This window comes from Paraburkholderia sp. PGU19, assembly GCF_013426915.1.
Taxonomy (GTDB): Bacteria; Pseudomonadota; Gammaproteobacteria; order Burkholderiales; family Burkholderiaceae; genus Paraburkholderia.
Window position 1 is genome coordinate 307,161 of the sequence record NZ_AP023180.1, and the last position, 19,318, is coordinate 326,478.

At 60.8% G+C, this 19,318-nt stretch carries 18 protein-coding genes; 17 read left to right on the plus strand and 1 reads right to left on the minus strand.

All coding sequences use genetic code 11. From position 1 onward, the window contains the following. Nucleotides 1-625: 625 nt before the first annotated feature. From H1204_RS19005 to H1204_RS19020, 4 genes are all read left to right on the plus strand, one after another. Complete coding sequence (locus H1204_RS19005; RefSeq protein WP_243468723.1) at nt 626-1,156, plus strand: TetR/AcrR family transcriptional regulator; 531 nt, start codon at nt 626-628, stop codon at nt 1,154-1,156. 76 nt (nt 1,157-1,232) lie between these two features. Beyond that, the gene (locus H1204_RS19010; protein ID WP_180732250.1) at nt 1,233-2,078 is read left to right on the plus strand and encodes an SDR family NAD(P)-dependent oxidoreductase; all 846 of its coding nucleotides are present in this window, start codon (nt 1,233-1,235) and stop codon (nt 2,076-2,078) included. A gap of 131 nt (nt 2,079-2,209) precedes the next feature. Then, nucleotides 2,210-2,890, plus strand: coding sequence for a semialdehyde dehydrogenase (locus tag H1204_RS19015; RefSeq protein WP_180732251.1), 681 nt, complete (start codon nt 2,210-2,212; stop codon nt 2,888-2,890). A 327-nt stretch (nt 2,891-3,217) separates the two neighbouring features. Then, a complete protein-coding gene (locus H1204_RS19020) occupies nt 3,218-5,713 on the plus strand; it encodes a glycogen/starch/alpha-glucan phosphorylase (protein ID WP_180732252.1) in 2,496 nt (831 codons plus the stop codon). 76 nt (nt 5,714-5,789) lie between these two features. Here the strand turns inward: H1204_RS19020 and bfr are convergent, their stop codons facing one another. Continuing rightward, entirely contained in the window at nt 5,790-6,266 is a 477-nt protein-coding gene (bfr, locus tag H1204_RS19025; RefSeq protein ID WP_180732253.1) for a bacterioferritin, read from the minus strand. 273 nt (nt 6,267-6,539) lie between these two features. Between bfr and H1204_RS19030 the strand changes: the two genes are divergently transcribed. The 13 genes from H1204_RS19030 to H1204_RS19090 all read left to right on the plus strand — a co-directional run bounded on the left by H1204_RS19030 (nt 6,540) and on the right by H1204_RS19090 (nt 19,209). Then, the gene (locus H1204_RS19030) at nt 6,540-7,559 is read left to right on the plus strand and encodes a LacI family DNA-binding transcriptional regulator (RefSeq protein WP_180732254.1); all 1,020 of its coding nucleotides are present in this window, start codon (nt 6,540-6,542) and stop codon (nt 7,557-7,559) included. 114 nt (nt 7,560-7,673) lie between these two features. Continuing rightward, nucleotides 7,674-9,002 (plus strand): extracellular solute-binding protein, encoded by a 1,329-nt coding sequence (locus tag H1204_RS19035; protein WP_180732255.1) that lies wholly within the window; start codon nt 7,674-7,676, stop codon nt 9,000-9,002. Nucleotides 9,003-9,082: 80 nt separating this feature from the next. Next, nucleotides 9,083-10,039 carry a sugar ABC transporter permease gene (locus H1204_RS19040; protein ID WP_180732256.1) on the plus strand — a complete coding sequence of 319 codons (957 nt, stop codon included), beginning with the start codon at nt 9,083-9,085 and terminating at the stop codon, nt 10,037-10,039. Next, nucleotides 10,036-10,989 (plus strand): carbohydrate ABC transporter permease, encoded by a 954-nt coding sequence (locus H1204_RS19045; protein ID WP_180732257.1) that lies wholly within the window; start codon nt 10,036-10,038, stop codon nt 10,987-10,989. The genes H1204_RS19040 and H1204_RS19045 overlap by 4 nt, the downstream gene beginning before the upstream one ends. Then, complete coding sequence (locus H1204_RS19050) at nt 10,986-11,180, plus strand: hypothetical protein (protein WP_180732258.1); 195 nt, start codon at nt 10,986-10,988, stop codon at nt 11,178-11,180. The genes H1204_RS19045 and H1204_RS19050 overlap by 4 nt, the downstream gene beginning before the upstream one ends. 3 nt (nt 11,181-11,183) lie before the next feature. Beyond that, complete coding sequence (locus H1204_RS19055) at nt 11,184-12,299, plus strand: ABC transporter ATP-binding protein (RefSeq protein ID WP_180732259.1); 1,116 nt, start codon at nt 11,184-11,186, stop codon at nt 12,297-12,299. Then, nucleotides 12,292-13,311, plus strand: a complete 1,020-nt coding sequence (locus tag H1204_RS19060) for an ABC transporter ATP-binding protein (protein ID WP_180732260.1) — start codon at nt 12,292-12,294, stop codon at nt 13,309-13,311. The genes H1204_RS19055 and H1204_RS19060 overlap by 8 nt, the downstream gene beginning before the upstream one ends. After that, on the plus strand, nt 13,308-13,946 hold the full coding sequence (gene dhaL / locus H1204_RS19065; protein WP_180732261.1) for a dihydroxyacetone kinase subunit DhaL: 639 nt from the start codon (nt 13,308-13,310) through the stop codon (nt 13,944-13,946). The genes H1204_RS19060 and dhaL overlap by 4 nt, the downstream gene beginning before the upstream one ends. A 14-nt stretch (nt 13,947-13,960) precedes the next feature. Continuing rightward, on the plus strand, nt 13,961-14,950 hold the full coding sequence (gene dhaK / locus H1204_RS19070; protein ID WP_035996361.1) for a dihydroxyacetone kinase subunit DhaK: 990 nt from the start codon (nt 13,961-13,963) through the stop codon (nt 14,948-14,950). Nucleotides 14,951-15,157: 207 nt separating this feature from the next. Further along, entirely contained in the window at nt 15,158-16,255 is a 1,098-nt protein-coding gene (locus tag H1204_RS19075) for an extracellular solute-binding protein (RefSeq protein ID WP_180732262.1), read from the plus strand. Continuing rightward, complete coding sequence (locus H1204_RS19080) at nt 16,252-17,202, plus strand: ABC transporter permease (RefSeq protein WP_180732263.1); 951 nt, start codon at nt 16,252-16,254, stop codon at nt 17,200-17,202. The genes H1204_RS19075 and H1204_RS19080 overlap by 4 nt, the downstream gene beginning before the upstream one ends. After that, the gene (locus H1204_RS19085) at nt 17,202-18,077 is read left to right on the plus strand and encodes an ABC transporter permease (RefSeq protein ID WP_180732264.1); all 876 of its coding nucleotides are present in this window, start codon (nt 17,202-17,204) and stop codon (nt 18,075-18,077) included. The genes H1204_RS19080 and H1204_RS19085 overlap by 1 nt, the downstream gene beginning before the upstream one ends. A 43-nt stretch (nt 18,078-18,120) precedes the next feature. Then, entirely contained in the window at nt 18,121-19,209 is a 1,089-nt protein-coding gene (locus H1204_RS19090) for an ABC transporter ATP-binding protein (protein ID WP_180732265.1), read from the plus strand. Nucleotides 19,210-19,318: the final 109 nt, after the last annotated feature.

Here is a 19,318-nt window from a genome sequence, read left to right on the forward strand (position 1 = left end):
CGGGTAGGGTGCGACTGTTGTCGAGCATTGTCACGCGCGCGAAATGAATGCGAACACGATCGTGTCATGTCATCCGGCTAGCTGCTTTCGTCCGGAGTTGGAGTTAGTTCACGACGCACATTCGAAATGTCGCAAGGGTGTCGTGATGCGGCTATTCGCTGCAATGTTGCGCAGAGTGAGAAGCGGTTCGATTACTTTCGATAATCGTTTATGAAATCTTTACGGGAAGGCTGCAATTCTTTCGATGAACTGCAATGTCGATACCCATAGAATCGCGACGCTGCGGATGCGCGAGTGCAAAGTGGATCTTATTCGATGCGTGACTAGCCATTACAGTGCCGGCGGATCTTCCATTAATTCTTTGTCAAATGAGCGCGCGTTATCTAGAGCTGCTGGATGGACGGGGATCATGCACACGTCCTGGAGTGCCTTTACGGATTGATCGATACAGGTATCGTCGATACGAATGACCACGGTGGCAGCAGCGTCTGGCAGGAACAAAGCCGCATGCTGTCCTCTTCGACGATTGCCAATCTCAAAATAGATCGTTATACTTGAGCAAGTAATCAGTCATTTAAGGCAGTTCATGGCCCGTCCGTTGAGTCCCGAAAAACGTAGTGCCCTGTTGGAATCCGCAACGCAAGCCGTCGCTGAACTGGGCGTGCAGGCTTCCACGGCGAGCATCGCGCGGGGCGCCGGCGTGGCGGAGGGCACGCTGTTCACGTACTTCGAGAGCAAGGAAGCATTGTTCCAGGAACTGTATCTGCACCTCAAGCGCGGGCTGGCCGACGCCGTGATGCCTGACTATCCCACGGGAGCCGACTACATGCAGCGCATGCAGCACGTGTTCGAACGGTACGTGAACTGGGGACTGGCCAATCCGGCTGCGCGGTTCGCTGTCGTCCGGCTTGCGGGTTCGGGGCAGATATCGGACGACACGCGCTCACAGGGCATCGAGCGATTTCTGGCCGTCGCGCAGATGATGCAGGATGGCGTACGCGACGGCGTGTTGGTCGATGCGCCGATCAGCTTTCTGTCGTCGTTGATCGAGCACATTGCCGACACGACGATCGAACATATCGAAAGGCACCCCAAGGACGCTGCGCTTCAAAGGAAGCTCGGCTTTCGCGTGCTGTGGCGCGCTATCACGACGTAATTTTTTTATGCAATTAATGAGTGATTGGGCGCTCATTAACGCGTACTCACCAGGTTTGCGAAAGGAGAACGACATCATGTCCAGTCAGAAGTGGTTCATCACGGGAGCCTCCGGCGGTCTGGGGCTCGCCCTCACGGAAAAAGCGCTGGCGCAAGGGCATCGCGTGGTTGCAGCGGTGCGTCGCATCGAGGGAATGCGGGCACTGAAACAGATCTATGCTGACCTGCTCGAAGTGGAGTCGGTGGACGTGACTGATCGCGAGCAGGTTCAGGCGGCCGCAGCACGTCATCCCGATGTCGACGTGGTGGTCAACAACGCGGGCGGCGCGGTTTTCGGCGCGATGGAGGAAATGAGTGACGCCGATATCGAGCAGCAGATCGCGCTGAACCTGCTGGGGCCCATCCACGTCACGCGGGCGTTTCTCGGCGCATTGCGCGCGAAACAGGGCGGCACGTTCATCCATCTCAGCAGCGTCGGCGGACGGGCCGCGTTCCCCGGAGGCTCGATGTATCACGCTGCGAAGTTCGGTCTGGAGGGCTTCGCCGAAGCGGTCAGCCAGGAAGTCGCCGAGTTCGGCATCAAGACCATCATTATCGAACCGGGCTCCATCAAGACGGGCTTCGTGGCGAATATCCGCTGGACGCCGCAACTCGACCAGTACAAGGACAGCACGGTTGCCAGGCTGCGTCGATGGATCGAGGAAAACGGTGAAACAGATGCTTCGGGTGATCCGGTGAGAATGGCTGAAGCGATCTATACGATCAGCCAGATGCCGGAGCCGCCGCTGCGCACCGTTCTCGGCGGCGATGCCTATGCTGTGCTGGAAGCGGGCTATACCCGGAGTCTGGCCGCGCTGCGCGCGCAAAAGGATCTCGCCGGGTCTGTGATGTTCGAAGGTAAGTCCGGCTTCATACCCGAGTGACGAGCTTTCACGTCTTCAATGCCGATGCGTCATCCCGGCGTATATCAAGGGTTAAACGATCATGTTCAAAGTCTGGTTGATTAGCGGTGCGTCCCGAGGGTTGGGCCGCATCATGCCCCCGGAGTAAGACGATGCGTATTGTTCTGATCGGCGCAACCGGCATGGTGGGCGAAGGCGTATTGCGAGCGTGCCTGAAGGCACGCGACGTCACCGAGATCATCGTGATCAGCCGGCGTGCGCTACAAGGTTACGACGATCCACGACTCAAGGTCGTCATCACGCCACATCTGGAGCGCTTTCAAGCCGAGGGCGACGTTTTCTCCAACGTCGATGCGTGCTTTTTCTGCGTGGGTGTTTCGTCCTTCCGTATGTCCGAGGCGGCGTATCGCGCGGTGACCTGCGATCTCACGCTTCATGTCGCGCAAGAACTGCTTCGCATAAGCCCTGCGATGACGATGGTGTACGTATCTGGCGCTGGCGCCGACAGCAGCGAGCAGGGCAAGACCATGTGGGCCCGCATCCGCGGAAAAACCGAGAACACGTTGCAGCGGCTCTCATTTCGGCAAGTCGTGATTTTTCGGCCCGCCGCCATCATTCCCGAGGACGGCATCCGGTCGCGCACCGCCGTGTATCGATGGATGTATGTCCTGCTCAAGCCGTTTCTGATTCTGGCCCGCCGCATCTCGCCTGAGCATGTGTTGACAACGTCGGTTGTCGGCGACGCCATGCTCAATGCGGTGCGTCACGGCGCACCACGGTCCATCCTGAATCCAGCGGATATTTATCGCTTGGCCATCATCTCGCAGGGTTGATCCGATGGTGGACGCGTTGGTGCTCCGCAGCGCAGCACCCACGCTGCGAATCGTCTTTCATGCTGGTAGAAACGAAGACGAGTGGAGTACGTATCGGGCAGTACATAGATGTGTTCGCCATGATCCGGATTCGACGTCGCAGCGTCGCAGTGCTGCCTGAATCGCGCCTAATCATATGAACGAACCGCGATAAATCGGCCATTGCCTTGAAATACGCATGGTGTAACGTATGCTGCCTTCGTGTGCGCCTATCTCCTTGGGTAGCGCAGCGAATGTGAGACTGCCCTCGGGTTTGGAGCGGTCGCGCAAAAACAGGAGGGCAAGACCATGGCTGCCGACATGAGCGCCAACGCCAACTGCGGCGACTCCGCGCGTAGCGCGCTGGATCCCGACGCATTGCGGCGCGGCGTGCTCGACAATCTCATCTGCCTGCAGGCTCGCCCGCTGGCCATCGCTACGCCGCACGACTGGTACATGGCGCTTTCCTACAGCGTGCGCGACCGCATGCTGGCGCGCTGGGCCGCTACGATCCAGACCTATGCTGCTCGCGAGCTGAGGGTTGCGTGTTACCTCTCTGCGGAGTTCCTGATCGGACCACAGCTCGGCAACAATCTCGTGAACCTGGGCATCGAGGCCGAAGCGCGTGCTGCCATGCAGTCACTCGGCCAGGATCTCGACGCGCTCATCGCCCTCGAGGAAGAGCCGGGACTCGGCAATGGCGGACTCGGAAGGCTTGCCGCCTGCTATCTGGATTCGCTGGCCACGCTCCAGATACCGTCGGTCGGATACGGCATACGCTACGAGTTCGGTATCTTCGACCAGGTGATCCGCGATGGCCGGCAGGTGGAGGCCACCGACAAGTGGCTGCAGAAGGGCAACCCATGGGAGATCGTGCGCCCCAACGTGACCTACTACGTGCGCTTCGGTGGACACACGCAGAGCGAGAACGATGCGCAGGGCCGCTACTGCGTGCGCTGGATACCGGCGCACATGGTCAAGGGTGTGGCTTGCGATACACCGATGCTCGGATTCCGGGTCAACACCTGTAACACGCTGCGCCTATGGAAGAGCGAAGCCGTCGAGTCCTTCGATCTGGAGGACTTCAACGCCGGCGACTACTACCAGGCCGTGCAGGAAAAGGTGATTTCCGAAACGCTGTCCAAGGTGCTCTATCCCAATGATGAGCCCGAAGCCGGCAAGCGGCTGCGCCTCGCGCAGCAGTACTTCTTCGTTTCCTGCTCGTTGCAGGACATGCTGCGCCTGCTCGATATCAAGGGCGAACCCATCGCGCGCTTTGCCGACATGTTCACGGTGCAGCTGAACGACACGCATCCTTCAATCGCCGTGGCGGAACTGATGCGCCTGCTGGTCGACGAGCGACGGGTCCCTTGGGACGAAGCATGGGACATTACCCGCGGCACGCTGGCCTATACCAACCACACGCTGCTGCCCGAAGCGCTCGAAACCTGGGGCCTGCCGCTGTTTCGCAACCTGCTGCCGCGCCTGCTCGAAATCATCTATGAGATCAACCGGCGCTTTCTCGACGAGGTCCGGCAACGTTATCCCGGCGACGATGCACGCGTGGCGCGGATGTCGATGATCGACGAGGCTGGCGAGAAGAAGGTACGCATGGCGCATCTGGCGACGGTCGGTTGCCATGCCGTGAACGGCGTGGCAGAGCTTCATTCCGCGCTGCTCAAACAGACGGTGCTGCGTGACTTCGCACAGCTGTGGCCCGAGCGCTTCACAAACGTCACCAATGGCGTCACCCCACGTCGCTTCATGCTGCTCAGCAATCCTGGGCTTGCGCGGTTACTGGACAAGACGGTGGGCGAGGGATGGGCGACCGACCTCACACGGCTTCGCGCCCTCGAATCGCATGCCGAAGACCCGGGCTTTCTCGACGAATGGCGCGACGTCAAGTATTCGAACAAGGCGATTCTCGCGCAGCACATTCGAAGCACGACAGGCGTCGAAGTGGACCCTGCCGCGTTGTTCGACATTCAGGTCAAGCGCATTCACGAGTACAAGCGACAGCACCTGAACGCGCTGTACATCGTCACGCTGTATCAGCGTCTGCGCCGCGACCCGCAACTCGATGTCGCACCGCGCTGCTTCGTATTCGGCGGCAAAGCGGCGCCTGGGTACGCGATGGCCAAACTCATCATTCGCCTGATCAACGGCGTGGCGGAAGTCGTGAACAACGACCCGTTGATAAACGGACGGCTCAAAGTGGTGTTCTACCCGAACTTCAATGTGAAGAACGCACAGTTCATCTATCCGGCAGCGGACCTGTCCGAGCAGATCTCGACTGCGGGCAAGGAGGCATCGGGTACGGGCAACATGAAATTCATGATGAACGGCGCACTGACGATTGGTACACTCGACGGCGCGAACATCGAGATCCGTGAGGAGGTCGGCGAGGAGAACTTTTTCCTGTTCGGTATGACCGACTCTCAGGTGGATCAACTCCGGCGTGACGGGTATCGTCCGGCAGATTTCGGGGCTGGCAACAGCGAATTGCGCGACGCACTGGATCTGATTGTCAGCGGGCATTTCTCGCGCGGCGACCGGGATATGTTCCGACCGCTCGTCGACAATCTGCTGCACGCCGACCCATTTTTTGTGCTCGCCGACTACGCGGATTACGTGGCTTGCCAGGAGCGCGTGAACCACGCATGGCACGACGTGCGGCGCTGGACCCGTATGTCTATCCTCAACACCGCACGCTCGGGTAAGTTCTCCTCCGATCGCGCAATAGGCGAGTACTGTCGGGAAATCTGGAAGATCCGCCCGGTGAGTGTCGCGCTTGAGCGGCTCTGAGTAACGCGACGTTCCTGTGCTTCTTGCGCAACCACCTCACGCCTCACCGCGATATGCAATAGCGCGGACTCGCGATTCAACCAGGTGAACCCATGGACGACTGCTGATAGTTCTGGATTCCAACCTTGTCGATCAAGGCGATCTGAACCTCCAACCAGTCGATATGATCTTCAGTGTCGTCGAGTATTTCCGAGAAGATCATCCTCGACACGTAGTCTTTGACTGACTCGCAGTAAGCGATCGCCTCTTTGCAATGGGCCTGGGCGGACTGTTCGAGTTTGAGATCGCATTGAAGGACTTCGAGCGTATCCTCGCCGACGAGAAGCTTGGCCAGATCCTGCAGATTGGGCAAGCCGTCGAGCATGAAGATTCGTTCTATCAGTTTGTCGGCATGCTTCATTTCCTCGATCGACTCGTCATATTCGTGTTTGCCGAGTCCTTCCATTCCCCAATGCTTGTAAAGGCGTGCATGCAGAAAGTACTGGTTGATGGCCGTCAATTCGTACTTCAGTTCGGCATTCAGATGTTCAATGACTTTTGGATCGGCTTGCATGACAGCTCCCGTCTTTCCGCAGAGTTTCATACAGGATAGACGGCTCGCGTGAGCACGGCGATAACGAGACTAGGAGCGCAAATGATTCTCCTTTTGCGGACCGCTCCTTATCGTCTGCGCAATAGTTGATTCCCTCGCTACGCAGCGAAGTACCTTGCAAGGCAACGTCATCAAGAATGACGCATTTAACTCAACGAAAAACCTTGCATTCTTCGCTGGAAAAACTATTTTCAATAAACAAAATGTGTCTTGGCTCGGCAACGGAGGAGACCCATGCCGGCTACTCGTATGATGATTGCGCGTCGCGCCGGCGTGAGCGTCGCCACGGTCGATCGTGTGTTGCGCGACGACCAGGGTGTGCGCCCGGAGACAGCCGAACGCGTTCATCTCGCTCTCGCGACATTGCGCGACGAGCGTGCAAGTCGCGGTCGTCCGGCAAAAGCGACGTCATTTCGGGTCGCATTCGTTCTGCCTCAAATCAATTCCCGCTTTCTCGATCAGGCCGAGCGCGATATCGCGCTGTCGGCGAGCTTCTTTCGCGAGCATCGCATCGTCCCGTCGTTTTATCGATGCGACCTGTCGAACCAGCGAGACGCCGCATCCTTCGCCCAGCAGTTGACCGACTACGACGCACTCGTGCTCGTGCCGCTCGATTACCCGTGGGTCGTGCGGATGATCCAGGACATGACCGACGCGAACATGCCCGTCGTCACGGTGTTCTCCGATCTGCCATCGAGTGCGCGCGCGGCTTACGTCGGCGTCGATAACCGCATTGCGGGACGCACCGCCGGGCTGTTGATGGGCCGTTTCGTCGGATCTCGTATTGGCACGGTCGCGGTGTTGTCCGCATCGTCACGGTTGCACGATCAACTGGAGCGCCGCACCGGTTTCTCACAGGTTCTCGAAGAGGATTTTCGCAACCTGCGCTGGGTCACCGAACCCGATTTCGCCGAAGACGACGATAGCGCCGGTCTCGCTGTTCAAGGCCTGATGGCAGGGCACCCGGATCTGGTCGGCGTGTATGTGACGGGCGGCGGCATTTCCGGCATTGCGTCCGCGTTGCAGGAATCGGGTGACAAGGCGCGCGTCGTTCTGATCGGTCACGAATGTACGGCCGAGACGCGCGTGCAATTGTCCGAGCGCGCCATCGACGTGATCCTCGATCAGGATGTGCGCGGCATCGTCCATTGGGCGGGTCTCGCGGCCATCAATTGTCTGAACGACGTGCGGGGAGTGCTCAACATCCCGACGCCCGAAACCCGGATTTATCTTCGTGAGAATGCGCATGCCTGACGCTCGCGACACGCGGACAGTTTTCTGAATCCGCCGGAGCCCGAATACGGCGTCCGGCGCATGGACGCTGCCCGTCATCAGGTTGGAGACCCGAGAAAGACAAGGAGAAGACAAATGTTACGTCTTACGTCAGCAAGGGTAGTCGCGGCCGTCCTCGCATCATTGGGACTTTGCCTGGGATCGGCGGCGCACGCCCAGGGCAAGCAGTTGACATTGTGCTGGGCGGCATGGGACCCCGCCAATGCACTCGTCGAGTTATCGAAAGACTTCACGGCCAAAACCGGCATTGCAATGAAGTTCGAGTTCGTGCCATGGACGAGCTACGCGGACCGCTTCATCAACGAACTCAATTCACACGGCAAACTGTGCGATCTGATCATCGGCGACAGCCAATGGATTGGCGGAGCCGCCGTCAATGGTCACTACGTGAAGCTGAATGATTTCTTCGCGAAGAACAAGATCTCCATGGATGACTTCGTGCCGGCAACCGTTGTCGGCTACGCGGAATGGCCGAAGGACACGCCGAACTACTGGGCGTTGCCAGCCATGGCGGACGCTGTGGGCTGGACCTATCGGAAAGACTGGTTTGCGCGACCTGAACTGCGCGCCGAGTTCAAGCAGAAATACAAACGCGAGCTCGAACCGCCAACCACGATGGACGAACTCAAGCAGACAGCCGAGTTCTTCCAGGGGCGGAAGATCGATGGAAAGACCGTGTACGGCGTGTATATCTTCACCGAGCGCGGCTCGGAAGGCATCACGATGGGCGTGACGAACATGCTCTACAACTTCGGCTTCGAATACCAGGACCCCAAGAAGCCATATCACCTCGACGGCTATGTGAACTCACCCGGCGCAATCAAGGGGCTGGATTTCTATAAGGCACTGTACAAATGCTGCACGGCGCCTGGCATGACGAACGCGTACATGCAGGAAGGACTCGACGCATTCAAGTCCGGCCAGGTTGCGATGCAGATGAACTGGTTCGCGTTCTTCCCGGGGCTGTACAAGGATCCGAATGTCGGCGGCGACAAGATCGGCTTCTTCGTCAATCCGAAGGAAGCAAAGCAGTTCACGCAGCTCGGCGGGCAGGGCATCTCCGTCGTGTCGTACTCGGATCACAAAGCGGATGCGCTCGAATACATCAAATGGTTCGCGCAAGCCGATGTGCAGAAGAAATGGTGGCAACTCGGCGGCTATTCGGCAGCGAAGTCGGTCGTGGATGCCCCGGACTTTCCGAAGAGCGCACCATTCGCGCCTGCCTTCCTGAAGTCGATGTCGATCGTCAAGGACTTCTGGGCGGAACCCGCCTACGCCGAGTTGCTGCTCGACATGCAGAAGCGTGTGCACGACTATGTGGTTGCCGATAAAGGCACGGCAAAAGAAGCACTCGATCTGCTGGTCAAGGACTGGAACAAGGTCTTCAAGGCGGAAGGAAAGTAGAGACGCATTAACAATCAAAATATCTCGGCTCGCGGATTAGCGGGCGGGTCATCCCCGCTAAGCCGCGAAAAGGAGTCGGCATGTTGGCAAACAAGCCTTTTGCTCCGGAAGGGTTGCAGCCGAAACGGCAGCCGCGCGCGGCTGTGCGCCAGCGCGGGCTGTCCGACAGGATGATCGCGTGGCTGTTCATTCTTCCGACCATCGTATTGCTGCTCGCGATCAACATCTTTCCGTTGATCTGGGCATTGCGCCTGTCGTTCACGAATTTCAAGTCGAACATGCCCAGCGTGCCCGCGCGCAATGTCGGCATCGACAACTACACCGATATTCTCACCGACGAAGACATCTGGTACGCGATGCAGGTCACCGCGCGCTTCGTATTCTGGTCGGTCGGACTGGAAGTTCTGCTTGGGTTTGGGCTCGCGCTGCTGATCAACCGGCAGTTCAAAGGCCATAGTTTCTGGACCACGCTGATCCTGCTGCCGATGATGTTGTCGCCCGCCGTGGTCGGCAATTTCTGGACCTTCCTGCTGCAGCCGCAAACCGGTCTGTTCAACGACATCGTCAGTTTCTTCACGGGTATTCCGCCCAGTTCGTTCCAGATGATCGGCGACGTCCCGCTCGCGCCATGGACCATCGTGATGGTCGATACATGGATGTGGACACCCTACGTGATGCTGATCTGCCTCGCCGGCCTCCGCTCGATTCCCGACTACATCTACGAAGCGGCGGAAGTGGACCGTGCTTCGCCGTGGCGCCAGTTCTGGTCGATCACGCTGCCCATGACGCTGCCGTTCCTGATGCTCGCGATCCTGTTTCGCGGCATCGAGAACTTCAAGATGTTCGACATGGTGAATCTGCTGACGTCGGGCGGTCCTGGTTCCGTGACGGAAACTGTGTCGATCACGCTCAAGCGCGCCGCGTTCGAGAAGTGGCAGACGGGCTATTCGTCCGCACTCGCGATCATCCTGTTCGTCGTCGTATTCGGCGCTGCGAATATCTATGTGAAGGCACTCAACAAGGTGAAACAGCGATGACAGACCTTGCCCTTCAACAATCGGTCGTGGCTGCCACGCCGCGCAGCAAGACGTTTGCCGCCGCCATCGTGATCGCGTACGCGCTCATCGCGACCTTGCCGATCGTGTGGATCATTCTGACGAGCTTCAAGACGCAAGAGGACGCCATTGCCTATCCGCCCGTCGTGATGTTTCAGCCGTCGATGGAAGGCTATGTGAACCTCTTCACGATCCGCTCGCGTCAGACGCCGGAGTTCATCGCGAGCCTGCCGCCCGCAACGGCCTGGTATGACCGCGATGTGCGCAAGCGCAACATGGTGATTGCGGGACCGTCGAAGGTCTTGCCGCGCTTCGTCAACTCACTGGTAATCGGCTTCGGTTCGACGTTTCTCGCGGTGTTTCTCGGCACGCTTGCCGCCTATGCGTTCTCGCGCTTCAAGGTGCCGCTCGCCGACGATCTGCTGTTCTTCATTCTGTCGACGCGGATGATGCCGCCCATTGCCGTCGCGATCCCGATCTACCTGATGTACCGCGCGCTCGGACTCGCGGATACGTATCTCGGCATGATCGTGCTGTATACGGCCGTGAACGTGTCGCTGGCGGTGTGGCTGCTGAAGGGTTTCATCGACGAGATCCCGCGCGAATACGAAGAGGCCGCGCTCGTAGACGGCTACACGCGCATGCAGGCTTTCATCAAGGTGGTACTGCCGCAAGCAATCACCGGCATTGCCGCCACGGCGATCTTTTGCCTGATCTTCGCGTGGAACGAGTACGCGTTCGCGCTATTGCTGACCAGCGGCGACGCGCAGACGATGCCGCCGTTCATTCCGTTCATCATCGGCGAGGGCGGTCAGGACTGGCCGGCCGTTGCGGCTGCCACCACCCTGTTCGTGCTGCCGATCCTGATCTTCACCGTCGTGCTGCGCAAGCATCTGTTGCGCGGCATCACTTTTGGAGCGGTGCGCAAATGAAAGCCCTACCTGCCACGCCGCGGCGGCGCTTCCTTCGCAAACGCTACTGGGAAGGCGCGTCGATGGCACTCATCGGTCTGGGCATTGCGATGCTCGTGCAACCGTTCACCGTCGACCTCTATACGTGGTCGTTTCCTGTGATTCTGGTGGGCGCGCTGGCCTTTGTCGTGACGAGCCATTTCCCGGACTGAGCCATGTCGACGATCGTTCTCTCCAGTCTCCACAAGCGCTTCGGCGAATTCACCGCCGTGCACGATACGAATCTCACGGTGGGCAACGGCCGTTTCGTGGTGCTGCTCGGACCGTCCGGCTGCGGAAAGACGACCACGTTGCGGATGATCGCCGGACTCGAACTGCCGACGTCGGGCCAGATCCTGATCGACGGCGAAGACGTGACGGCATTGCGAGCGCGTCAGCGCGACATCGCATTCGTGTTCCAGATGTTCGCGCTCTATCCGCATATGACGGTGCGCAACAACATCGCCTTTCCGCTGAAGAACGAGGGTATCTCGCGCCGCGAAATAGGCGCGCGCGTCGATACGGCCGCGCGCATGCTGCGCATCGAACATCTGCTGGACCGAAAGACGGGTGGACTGTCGGGCGGCGACCGTCAGCGCGTCGCATTGGGACGCGCCATCGTGCGCCATCCGAAGGCCTTTCTGATGGACGAACCGCTCGGCACGCTCGACGCTGACTTCCGCGAACTGATGTGCCTTGAATTGCGCAAGCTGCATAACGCGCTCACGGCAACGACCGTCTATGTCACGCACGACCAGAGCGAAGCGATGGCGATGGCCGACGACATCGTCGTGATGAATCGCGGAGAAGTGCTGCAATCCGCGTCGCCCCATGAGATCTATCACTTTCCTGCGACTGTGTTCGTCGGCAGCTTCATCGGCAGCCCGCCGATGAATTTTCTGGCCGTGGACGGCGGCGTTCCGGCGGGCGCGGAACAGGTCTCGCTGGGCGGTGCGGCTGTGGCCGTGCCGCGTACCGACGGATCGGCCGCGAAGGCGCTGGTGGGGGTGCGGCCGGAGCACGTCATGATCGATGAGCGCGGCGCGTTGCGCGGCCGTGTGATCGCCGACGAATATCTCGGCTCGCATCAGATTCTCGTCGTCGAGACCGCGCTTGGCATCGTGCGTGTGCGGGTCGGGAAGGACGAGGGGCGCGCGGCGGGCTCGCAGGTCGGGCTGTCGCTTCGCAAGGAACGCACACTGCTGTACGACGCGGACAGCGGCAAGCTGCTGCCCGGCGCGGCACGCCAGATGGCCTTTAACGGAAATGGCAGCGGAGGCGCCTATGTCTGAGATTCGCCTGCACAACGTGACGAAGCGATTCGGCGATATCGTCGCGGTGGACGACGTGTCGATCGACGTGAACGAGGGCGAGTTCGTCGTGTTGCTCGGACCGAGCGGCGCAGGCAAGACGACGACATTGCGGCTCATCGCGGGCCTCGAACGGCCCGACGAAGGCGAGATATTCATCGACGGCGAAGCGGCCACGGACATGCATCCCGCAGACCGGGACGTCGCGTTCATTTTTCAGCAGTATTCGCTCTATCCGCATCTGACGGTGTTCGGCAATCTGGCGTTTCCGTTGCGCTCGCCGCGGCGGCGCACGAGCGAGGCGGAAGTCAGCGCGCGCGTCCGGTCAGTCGCGCAGATGCTGCATATCGAGTCGAAACTCGCCAACATGGCGACGCATCTGTCAGGCGGCGAGATGCAGCGGGTTGCGATTGGCCGCGCGCTGGTGCGCGAACCCAAAGTGTTTCTGATGGACGAGCCCTTGTCGTCGCTCGATGCAAAACTGCGCGAGGAATTGCGCATCGAACTGAAGCGGCTGCATCGCTCCATCGGCGCAACGATCATCTACGTCACGCACGATCAGGTCGAGGCCACGACGCTTGCCGATCGCATCGGCATACTCGAGCACGGTCGCATCGTGCAGATGGGCACGCCGCGCGAAGTCTATGGCAACCCGGCGTCCCTCAGCGCGGCGCAACGGCTCGGCTCGCCGCCCATCAACCTGCTGCCGCCCGCGCTGTTCGATCCGGCGGCGATGCCGGCGGGTACGTCGACCGTCGCGATTCGCCCGGAAGACATCGTGCTGCACGGCGCCGATACACGCGACGGGCTCAACCTTCGCGTGCTCGAATATTCGCCGCTGCGGCATCTGCTGATTCTCGACCGCGAAGGCACGGCGATCGTGGCGACCACGATGACAGAACGCAACTTCACGCCAGGGCAAACGGTCGGCGTGTCACTGCCGCCGCGCAGCCTTCTTTATTTTCGTTCCGACGGCAGGAGGATTCCGGCATGAACGGCACAACGGTCATGGCGTGCATCGAGGCTGCGCATGCCACGCTAAAGGAACACACTGAGGAGATCGCCGCGCTTGATCAGCAGATCGGCGACGGCGATCACATCTTCAACCTGTTGCGGGGCGCCGATGCACTGCTCGGCCTGCGCGCCGATATCGAAGCCGAAGCATTCGCACCTGCGCTGGATCTCGCTGCGTCGAAACTGCTGTCGACGGTGGGCGGATCGTCGGGGCCGCTGTTCTATTCGCTGTTGCATGGCATGGCGAAAGCGTCGGCGGAAAGGGGCGACGTTACCAACGTGCAGGACGCGGCGCGCATTTTCGCCGCGGGTGTCGATGCCGTTGCGCAGCGCGGCAAGGCGGGTATCGGCAGCAAGACGATGATGGACGTGCTGATTCCCGTGGCGTCGCGCCTGGCGGAACTGGCTGACAACGATGCGGCGCCGGAAGTCGTCCTCGACACCCTGCCGGAAGTCGCGGAGCAGAGCATGCTCGCGACGCGCGACATGCTCGCGACCAAGGGGCGCGCATCGTTTCTCGGCGAACGCTCACGAGGTCACATCGATCCGGGCGCGCGGTCGAGCCAGTTGATGATCGACGCCGTATGTGCGCGGCTCGCGCAAGACAGAGCGTAGAAGGAGCGGAGACCATGAAGAAATTCATCAATCACGTCGACGACTTTCTGGTCGAGAGCCTTGCCGGATTCGGCGCCGCGCACAGCGATCTCGTCGTGCTCAATCAGGAACCCGTATTCGTGCGGCGCAAGACCCTGAAGCCGGGCAAAGTCGCGTTGATCTCGGGCGGCGGGTCGGGGCACGAGCCGCTGCACATTGGCTTCGTCGGCTACGGCATGCTGGACGCCGCGTGTCCGGGCCAGGTCTTCACGTCGCCAACGCCTGACCAGATGATGGCTGCCGCACAGGCCGTCGATACGGGCGCGGGCACGCTGTTTATCGTCAAGAACTATTCGGGCGATCTGATGAACTTCGAAATGGCGTCGGAAATGTCGGAGCTGCCCAATGCGATGGTGCTCATCAACGACGACGTCGCCGTCGAAAATTCCAGTTACACGACAGGGCGGCGCGGCGTGGCGGGTGCCGTGATCGTCGAGAAGCTGGTGGGGAGTCTCGCCGAAAGCGGCGCGGACCTCGAACAATGCAAGGCGTTCGGCGACCGGATCAACAAGCATACGGCGTCGATGGGCGTTGCGTTCTCCAGTTGCACGGTGCCGGCGGCGGGCACGCTCACGTTCAAGATCGGCGACGACGAAATCGAAGTCGGTGTCGGGATACATGGCGAGCCGGGGCGGCGGCGCGCGCGGTTCGCCGCGGCCGACGCGATTGCGGGAGAACTGCTGACGGCCATTGTGGCGGATCTCAAGCCGCCTGCCGGTGCGGAACTGCTGGTGTTGATCAACGGGCTGGGCGGCACGCCGCTCGGCGAACTCTATCTGTTGTTCAATTCCACGCGCTTGTGGCTGCAACAGCGTGATCTGAAGATTGCACGCGTGCAGGTCGATTCGCTGACGACTTCGCTCGAAATGGCGGGCGCTTCGATTACGTTGTGCGTGATGAACGACGAAATGCTAAGACATTGGGATAGCGCGGTGCACACGCCGTCGCTGAGGTGGGGTATGTAGCGGGTATTGAATGTCGCTCTCCTGCCTGAAGGACGACCGCCTGAACGCATCGCTCGCATGAGTTTTTGACATGGTGCGCATGCGCAGATTTCGCTTGTTGCGTGATATTGGCAAACCTACAGTCGGTTGTCGCGCAAAGCCTTCGCACCGTGTCGCTGTGTCACGTGAGACAGGCAGTGGACATCGATCGTTCATCAGGAGACCGTCATGCAAGACATCAAACGGGGCAGAAGGCAGGCAATCAAGACGATCGGCGCGGCACTCGCGGCGTCGACGTTGCCGATGCCGTTCATCAACGTGCGCGCCCAGCAGCAACAGAATTTCTCCGGAAAGACCCTGCGTCTGCTTACCTGGTCCGACGATACCGGCACGGCCGCGCTGCGCAACATCGCCGCGACCTTCACCGCGAAGACGGGGGCGAAAGTGATCGCCGACCGCGCTGACGGAACGTCCGGCATGGTCGCCAAGGTCAAGGCGGCGGGCGACCGTCCCACCTATGACGTGATCACGCTGGCAGGCGTCGGCGCGTCCGGGCTCGGCGATGCGGGCCTGCTCGTCAAGCCGGATCTGGACAAACTGCCGAACCTGAAAGACGTCGCGCCGCAATACCGCACGGGCGCGAACGGCTTCGGCGTCGGCTATCTGCTCTGGTCGGACGGCCTGATTTACAACACGTCGACGGTCAAGACGCCGCCCGACTCGTACGAAGCGCTGTGGGACCCGAAGTACGCGGGACGTATTTTCCTGCCGCCGCCGGAGTGGGCCGAGGCGGTTGATCTCGCGATCATCGCTGCGAAGCTCGCAGGCGGTTCGCAGCAGAACATCGAGCCGGGTTTCAAGAAGCTTGCGCAACTGAAAGATCATGTGATGACGCTCGGTGAAAACCCGAATCAGGTTGCGGATCTGTTTCGCACCGGTTCGCTCGACATCGGCGGCATTTATTCACCCGCGTTTTTCCCCGATCAGATACGCAAGCCTGAGTACAAGATGGGCGTGACCTACGGGATGAAGGAAGGCTTCGCGACGCAACTGATGTTCACCGTCATTCCGAAGTCGCACCCGGGCGATGCCGACCTGATCCACGCTTTCATCAACCATTCGCTCGATGCAGGCGTGCAGGGCCGCATGGCCGCCGACGTCCTGAATGGCCCGGTCAACTCGAAGGCCATGATTCCCGCCGAAAGCCGCGCCTATGTACCGAGTCCGAAGCAGATCGCCGAAAAAGCGGTGCTGCATGACGACAAGGCCCTCGCGGCCGTGCAGCCCGCGTGGATCAAGCGCTACACGGAGATCTTCTCGGCATGAACGGAATGCCCGCGCTCTTTTCGCGGCGCGGGCGCGCTGACGTCGCGCCGGCTGGGTCGACAGGCGTGCCCGACAGGCACGCCGCGAGCGGTGCCGGCAGCGCGTCCGCGCGCGCGAGGCCGTGGCTGCTCCTTGCGCCAATTCTCGTGTTTCTCGCCGTACTCGCCGCGGCCGCGCTGGTCGTGGTGCGAATGAGTTTCGGCGTCTCAGGGAACGAATGGCGCGCGTACACGCTGCATAACTATGTCGAACTCGCCGACAGCTACTTCGTCAAGTCGCTGTGGCTGACGTTGCGGCTCGCTTTTCAAAGCATGGTGTGCGCGGTGCTGCTTGCGATCCCCGTTGCGCTTGCGATGGCGCGCACCGAGTCGCGCCTCGTGCGGCGCCTGCTGCTCGCGGGCGTGCTGCTGCCGCTGCTCGTGAATCTGCTGTTGCAGGGCTACGGGTGGCTCGTGATCCTCGGTCCCGCCGGGTTGCTCAACCACGCGTTGCTCGGCAGCGGGCTCGCGTCGCGTCCCGTCATGTGGCTCTATCGCGAACATGGCGTGTTGCTCGGTCTGATCCAGACGGCGTTTCCGCTGGCCGTGCTGCCGATATCGAGCGCGATGCGCGCGATTTCCGTTTCGTATGAAGAGGCCGCGGCGACGCTCGGCGCGAGCCGCTGGCAAACCATGCGCGACGTCGTGTTGCCGCTCGCGATGCCTGGCATCGTATCCGGCGCGCTGCTCGTCTTTGCGTATAACGCGAGTGCGTTCGCGGTGCCGCTGTTGCTCGGCGGACGACGCGTCCCGATGCTCGCGGTGCTGGTTCACGACCAGGTCTCGCCGCTGTTGAACTGGCCTGCGGCGTCGGCGTCGGGCGTTGTGCTGATGGTCGCCACGCTTTCGCTGATGGCGCTGTCTCAATGGCTGCTGCGCCGCATGCGGCGTCTGGAGGGTTCTGCCTGATGAGTACGCAAGGTGTGTTGCCTCGCCGGCCCTTGGGCGCGCTGAGGCCATCCTCGACGATGCCGGGCCGTCTTGGCAAGGTGGCGGCCCTGTCGGCGGCGATCGTGCTGTTTCTGGCGGCGCTTCCCATCCTGACGATGATCACGATGTCGTTCAGCGCAGCCGATACGCTTGAATTTCCGCCGCATGCGTACAGCCTGCGGTGGTATCGCGCGGCGTGGCACACGTTCGTTTCGCCCGACGCAAGCGATGCGCTGTCGATGGGCGCGGCGCTCGGAACCAGCCTGCTGGTCGCCGTGTCGACGATGTTCATTGCGACGCTCGTGTCCGTGCCCGCCGCATACGCGTTGAGCCGCTACCGTTTTCGCGGCAAGCGGCTCGTCGAGCAACTGGTCGCGCTGCCGCTCGTGTATCCGCTGGTCATGCTGGGACTGTCGCTGCTGCTGGTGTTCAACGTGCTGCCCGTCGAACTCGGCGTGTTCCGGCTGATCATCGCCCACGTGATTCTCGCGTTGCCGTTCACGGTGAAGAATTGCGCGGCGTCGGTGGCGTCGATCGGGCCGGAGTTCGAAGAGGCCGCTTACGTGATGGGCGCGAGCCCGCGACGCGCGCTCGTCGATGTCGTGTTGCCGCTGATGCGACCGGGTATTCTCGCCGGCATGCTGTTCGCGTTCATCATCTCGTTCAACGAATTCACGGTGACGTTCTTTCTGTATGGCATCGACACGATGACACTTCCCGTATGGCTGTATAGCCGCACGGTGTCTTCACTCGATCCAACCGTGTTTTCGTTCGCGGTGTTCGTCGTCGCCATCGATTTTGCGCTGATCTGGCTGCTCGAAAAGCTGGTGGGCGACAAAGGGATCGCGCTGTGATCCCATTCATCGCGCCTTGCCGCGAAACGGACTGGAAACTGTCATGACTCATCTCACGCTGCAGGCCGTCACGAAACGCTTCGGTGCCGCGCATGCGGTCGACAACGTCGATCTCGCGATTCCCGAAGGCAAGCTGGTGTGCTTTCTCGGACCGTCGGGCTGCGGCAAGACCACGCTGTTGCGGATGATCGCCGGGCTCGAACAGCCAACGTCGGGAGCGGTGATGTTCGCCGGTCGCGATATCACACATTTGAGCGCGAACCGGCGTGATTTCGGCATGGTGTTTCAGTCACTCGCGTTGTTCCCGCATATGGCGGTGGCGGAGAACATTGCGTATCCGCTCAAGTTGCGCAAGACGGGCAAGAGCGAGCAGGCGAGGCGGGTCGCCGAACTGCTCGAACTGATCCAGTTGCCACATATGGCCGGGCGGGCCGTTACCCAGCTTTCCGGCGGCCAGCGGCAGCGCGTGGCGATTGCCCGCGCGATTGCGACGTCACCGAAGCTCCTGTTGCTCGACGAGCCGCTGTCGGCCCTCGATGCAAAATTGCGCGAGGCGATGCAGATTGAAATTCGCCTGCTGCAACAACGTCTGGGCATCACGACGATCATGGTCACACACGATCAGCGCGAAGCGATGACCATGGCCGACCTCATCGTCGTGATGGAGAAAGGGCGTATCGCGCAGGTTGGCAAGCCACTCGATATTTACCGCGACCCTGTCAGCGAATTCGTGGCCGACTTCATTGGCCTTGGCAATATCCTGCCCGTAACAAATGACGAGAGCGGGAAAGTGCGTCTGCCGGGTGGGCAGCAGATCGTCGTTGCAAACACGGCGCCGATGTCGGTTGCGTCCGGCGATATTCGTCTTCTGATCCGGCCGGAAGACGTGCATCTTCAACTGGGCGCCGATCAGGCCGCCCACGATACGAACTCCGTTCGGGGCACGGTGCGGTTTATTCGCGACGTCGGCGCGTCGCTCGAAGCAACGATCGAATGCGCGGGCTTCACGTTGACTGCCGCAACCACGCCGCGCGAAGTGCCGGGCCTTGCACCCGGCGTGCCGGTGCTTGCAGGGCTGCCGGCGCATGCGTGCAAGCTCATCTCTGCTCACGGAGTGCGTGCTTCGGCCTGACGCGTTCCCGCGTCAGGCTGGCTGCGGAGCACACGTTTCCTTCTCAACCGCTCCACTGGTACCCCACCTCTAACGGTTCCTCATTGCGATGCAGTCGCCCCTCATGAGG

Bases quoted from the DNA above. Each gene is read 5' to 3' on its own strand.
- H1204_RS19010 (WP_180732250.1), top strand. From the start codon at position 1,233: ATGTCCAGTCAGAAGTGGTTCATCACGGGAGCCTCCGGCGGTCTGGGG.
- H1204_RS19015 (WP_180732251.1), top strand. From the start codon at position 2,210: ATGCGTATTGTTCTGATCGGCGCAACCGGCATGGTGGGCGAAGGCGTA.
- H1204_RS19020 (WP_180732252.1), top strand. From the start codon at position 3,218: ATGGCTGCCGACATGAGCGCCAACGCCAACTGCGGCGACTCCGCGCGT.
- bfr (WP_180732253.1), bottom strand. From the start codon at position 6,266: ATGCAAGCCGATCCAAAAGTCATTGAACATCTGAATGCCGAACTGAAG.
- H1204_RS19030 (WP_180732254.1), top strand. From the start codon at position 6,540: ATGCCGGCTACTCGTATGATGATTGCGCGTCGCGCCGGCGTGAGCGTC.
- H1204_RS19035 (WP_180732255.1), top strand. From the start codon at position 7,674: ATGTTACGTCTTACGTCAGCAAGGGTAGTCGCGGCCGTCCTCGCATCA.
- H1204_RS19040 (WP_180732256.1), top strand. From the start codon at position 9,083: ATGTTGGCAAACAAGCCTTTTGCTCCGGAAGGGTTGCAGCCGAAACGG.
- H1204_RS19045 (WP_180732257.1), top strand. From the start codon at position 10,036: ATGACAGACCTTGCCCTTCAACAATCGGTCGTGGCTGCCACGCCGCGC.
- H1204_RS19050 (WP_180732258.1), top strand. From the start codon at position 10,986: ATGAAAGCCCTACCTGCCACGCCGCGGCGGCGCTTCCTTCGCAAACGC.
- H1204_RS19055 (WP_180732259.1), top strand. From the start codon at position 11,184: ATGTCGACGATCGTTCTCTCCAGTCTCCACAAGCGCTTCGGCGAATTC.
- H1204_RS19060 (WP_180732260.1), top strand. From the start codon at position 12,292: ATGTCTGAGATTCGCCTGCACAACGTGACGAAGCGATTCGGCGATATC.
- dhaL (WP_180732261.1), top strand. From the start codon at position 13,308: ATGAACGGCACAACGGTCATGGCGTGCATCGAGGCTGCGCATGCCACG.
- dhaK (WP_035996361.1), top strand. From the start codon at position 13,961: ATGAAGAAATTCATCAATCACGTCGACGACTTTCTGGTCGAGAGCCTT.
- H1204_RS19075 (WP_180732262.1), top strand. From the start codon at position 15,158: ATGCAAGACATCAAACGGGGCAGAAGGCAGGCAATCAAGACGATCGGC.
- H1204_RS19080 (WP_180732263.1), top strand. From the start codon at position 16,252: ATGAACGGAATGCCCGCGCTCTTTTCGCGGCGCGGGCGCGCTGACGTC.
- H1204_RS19085 (WP_180732264.1), top strand. From the start codon at position 17,202: ATGAGTACGCAAGGTGTGTTGCCTCGCCGGCCCTTGGGCGCGCTGAGG.
- H1204_RS19090 (WP_180732265.1), top strand. From the start codon at position 18,121: ATGACTCATCTCACGCTGCAGGCCGTCACGAAACGCTTCGGTGCCGCG.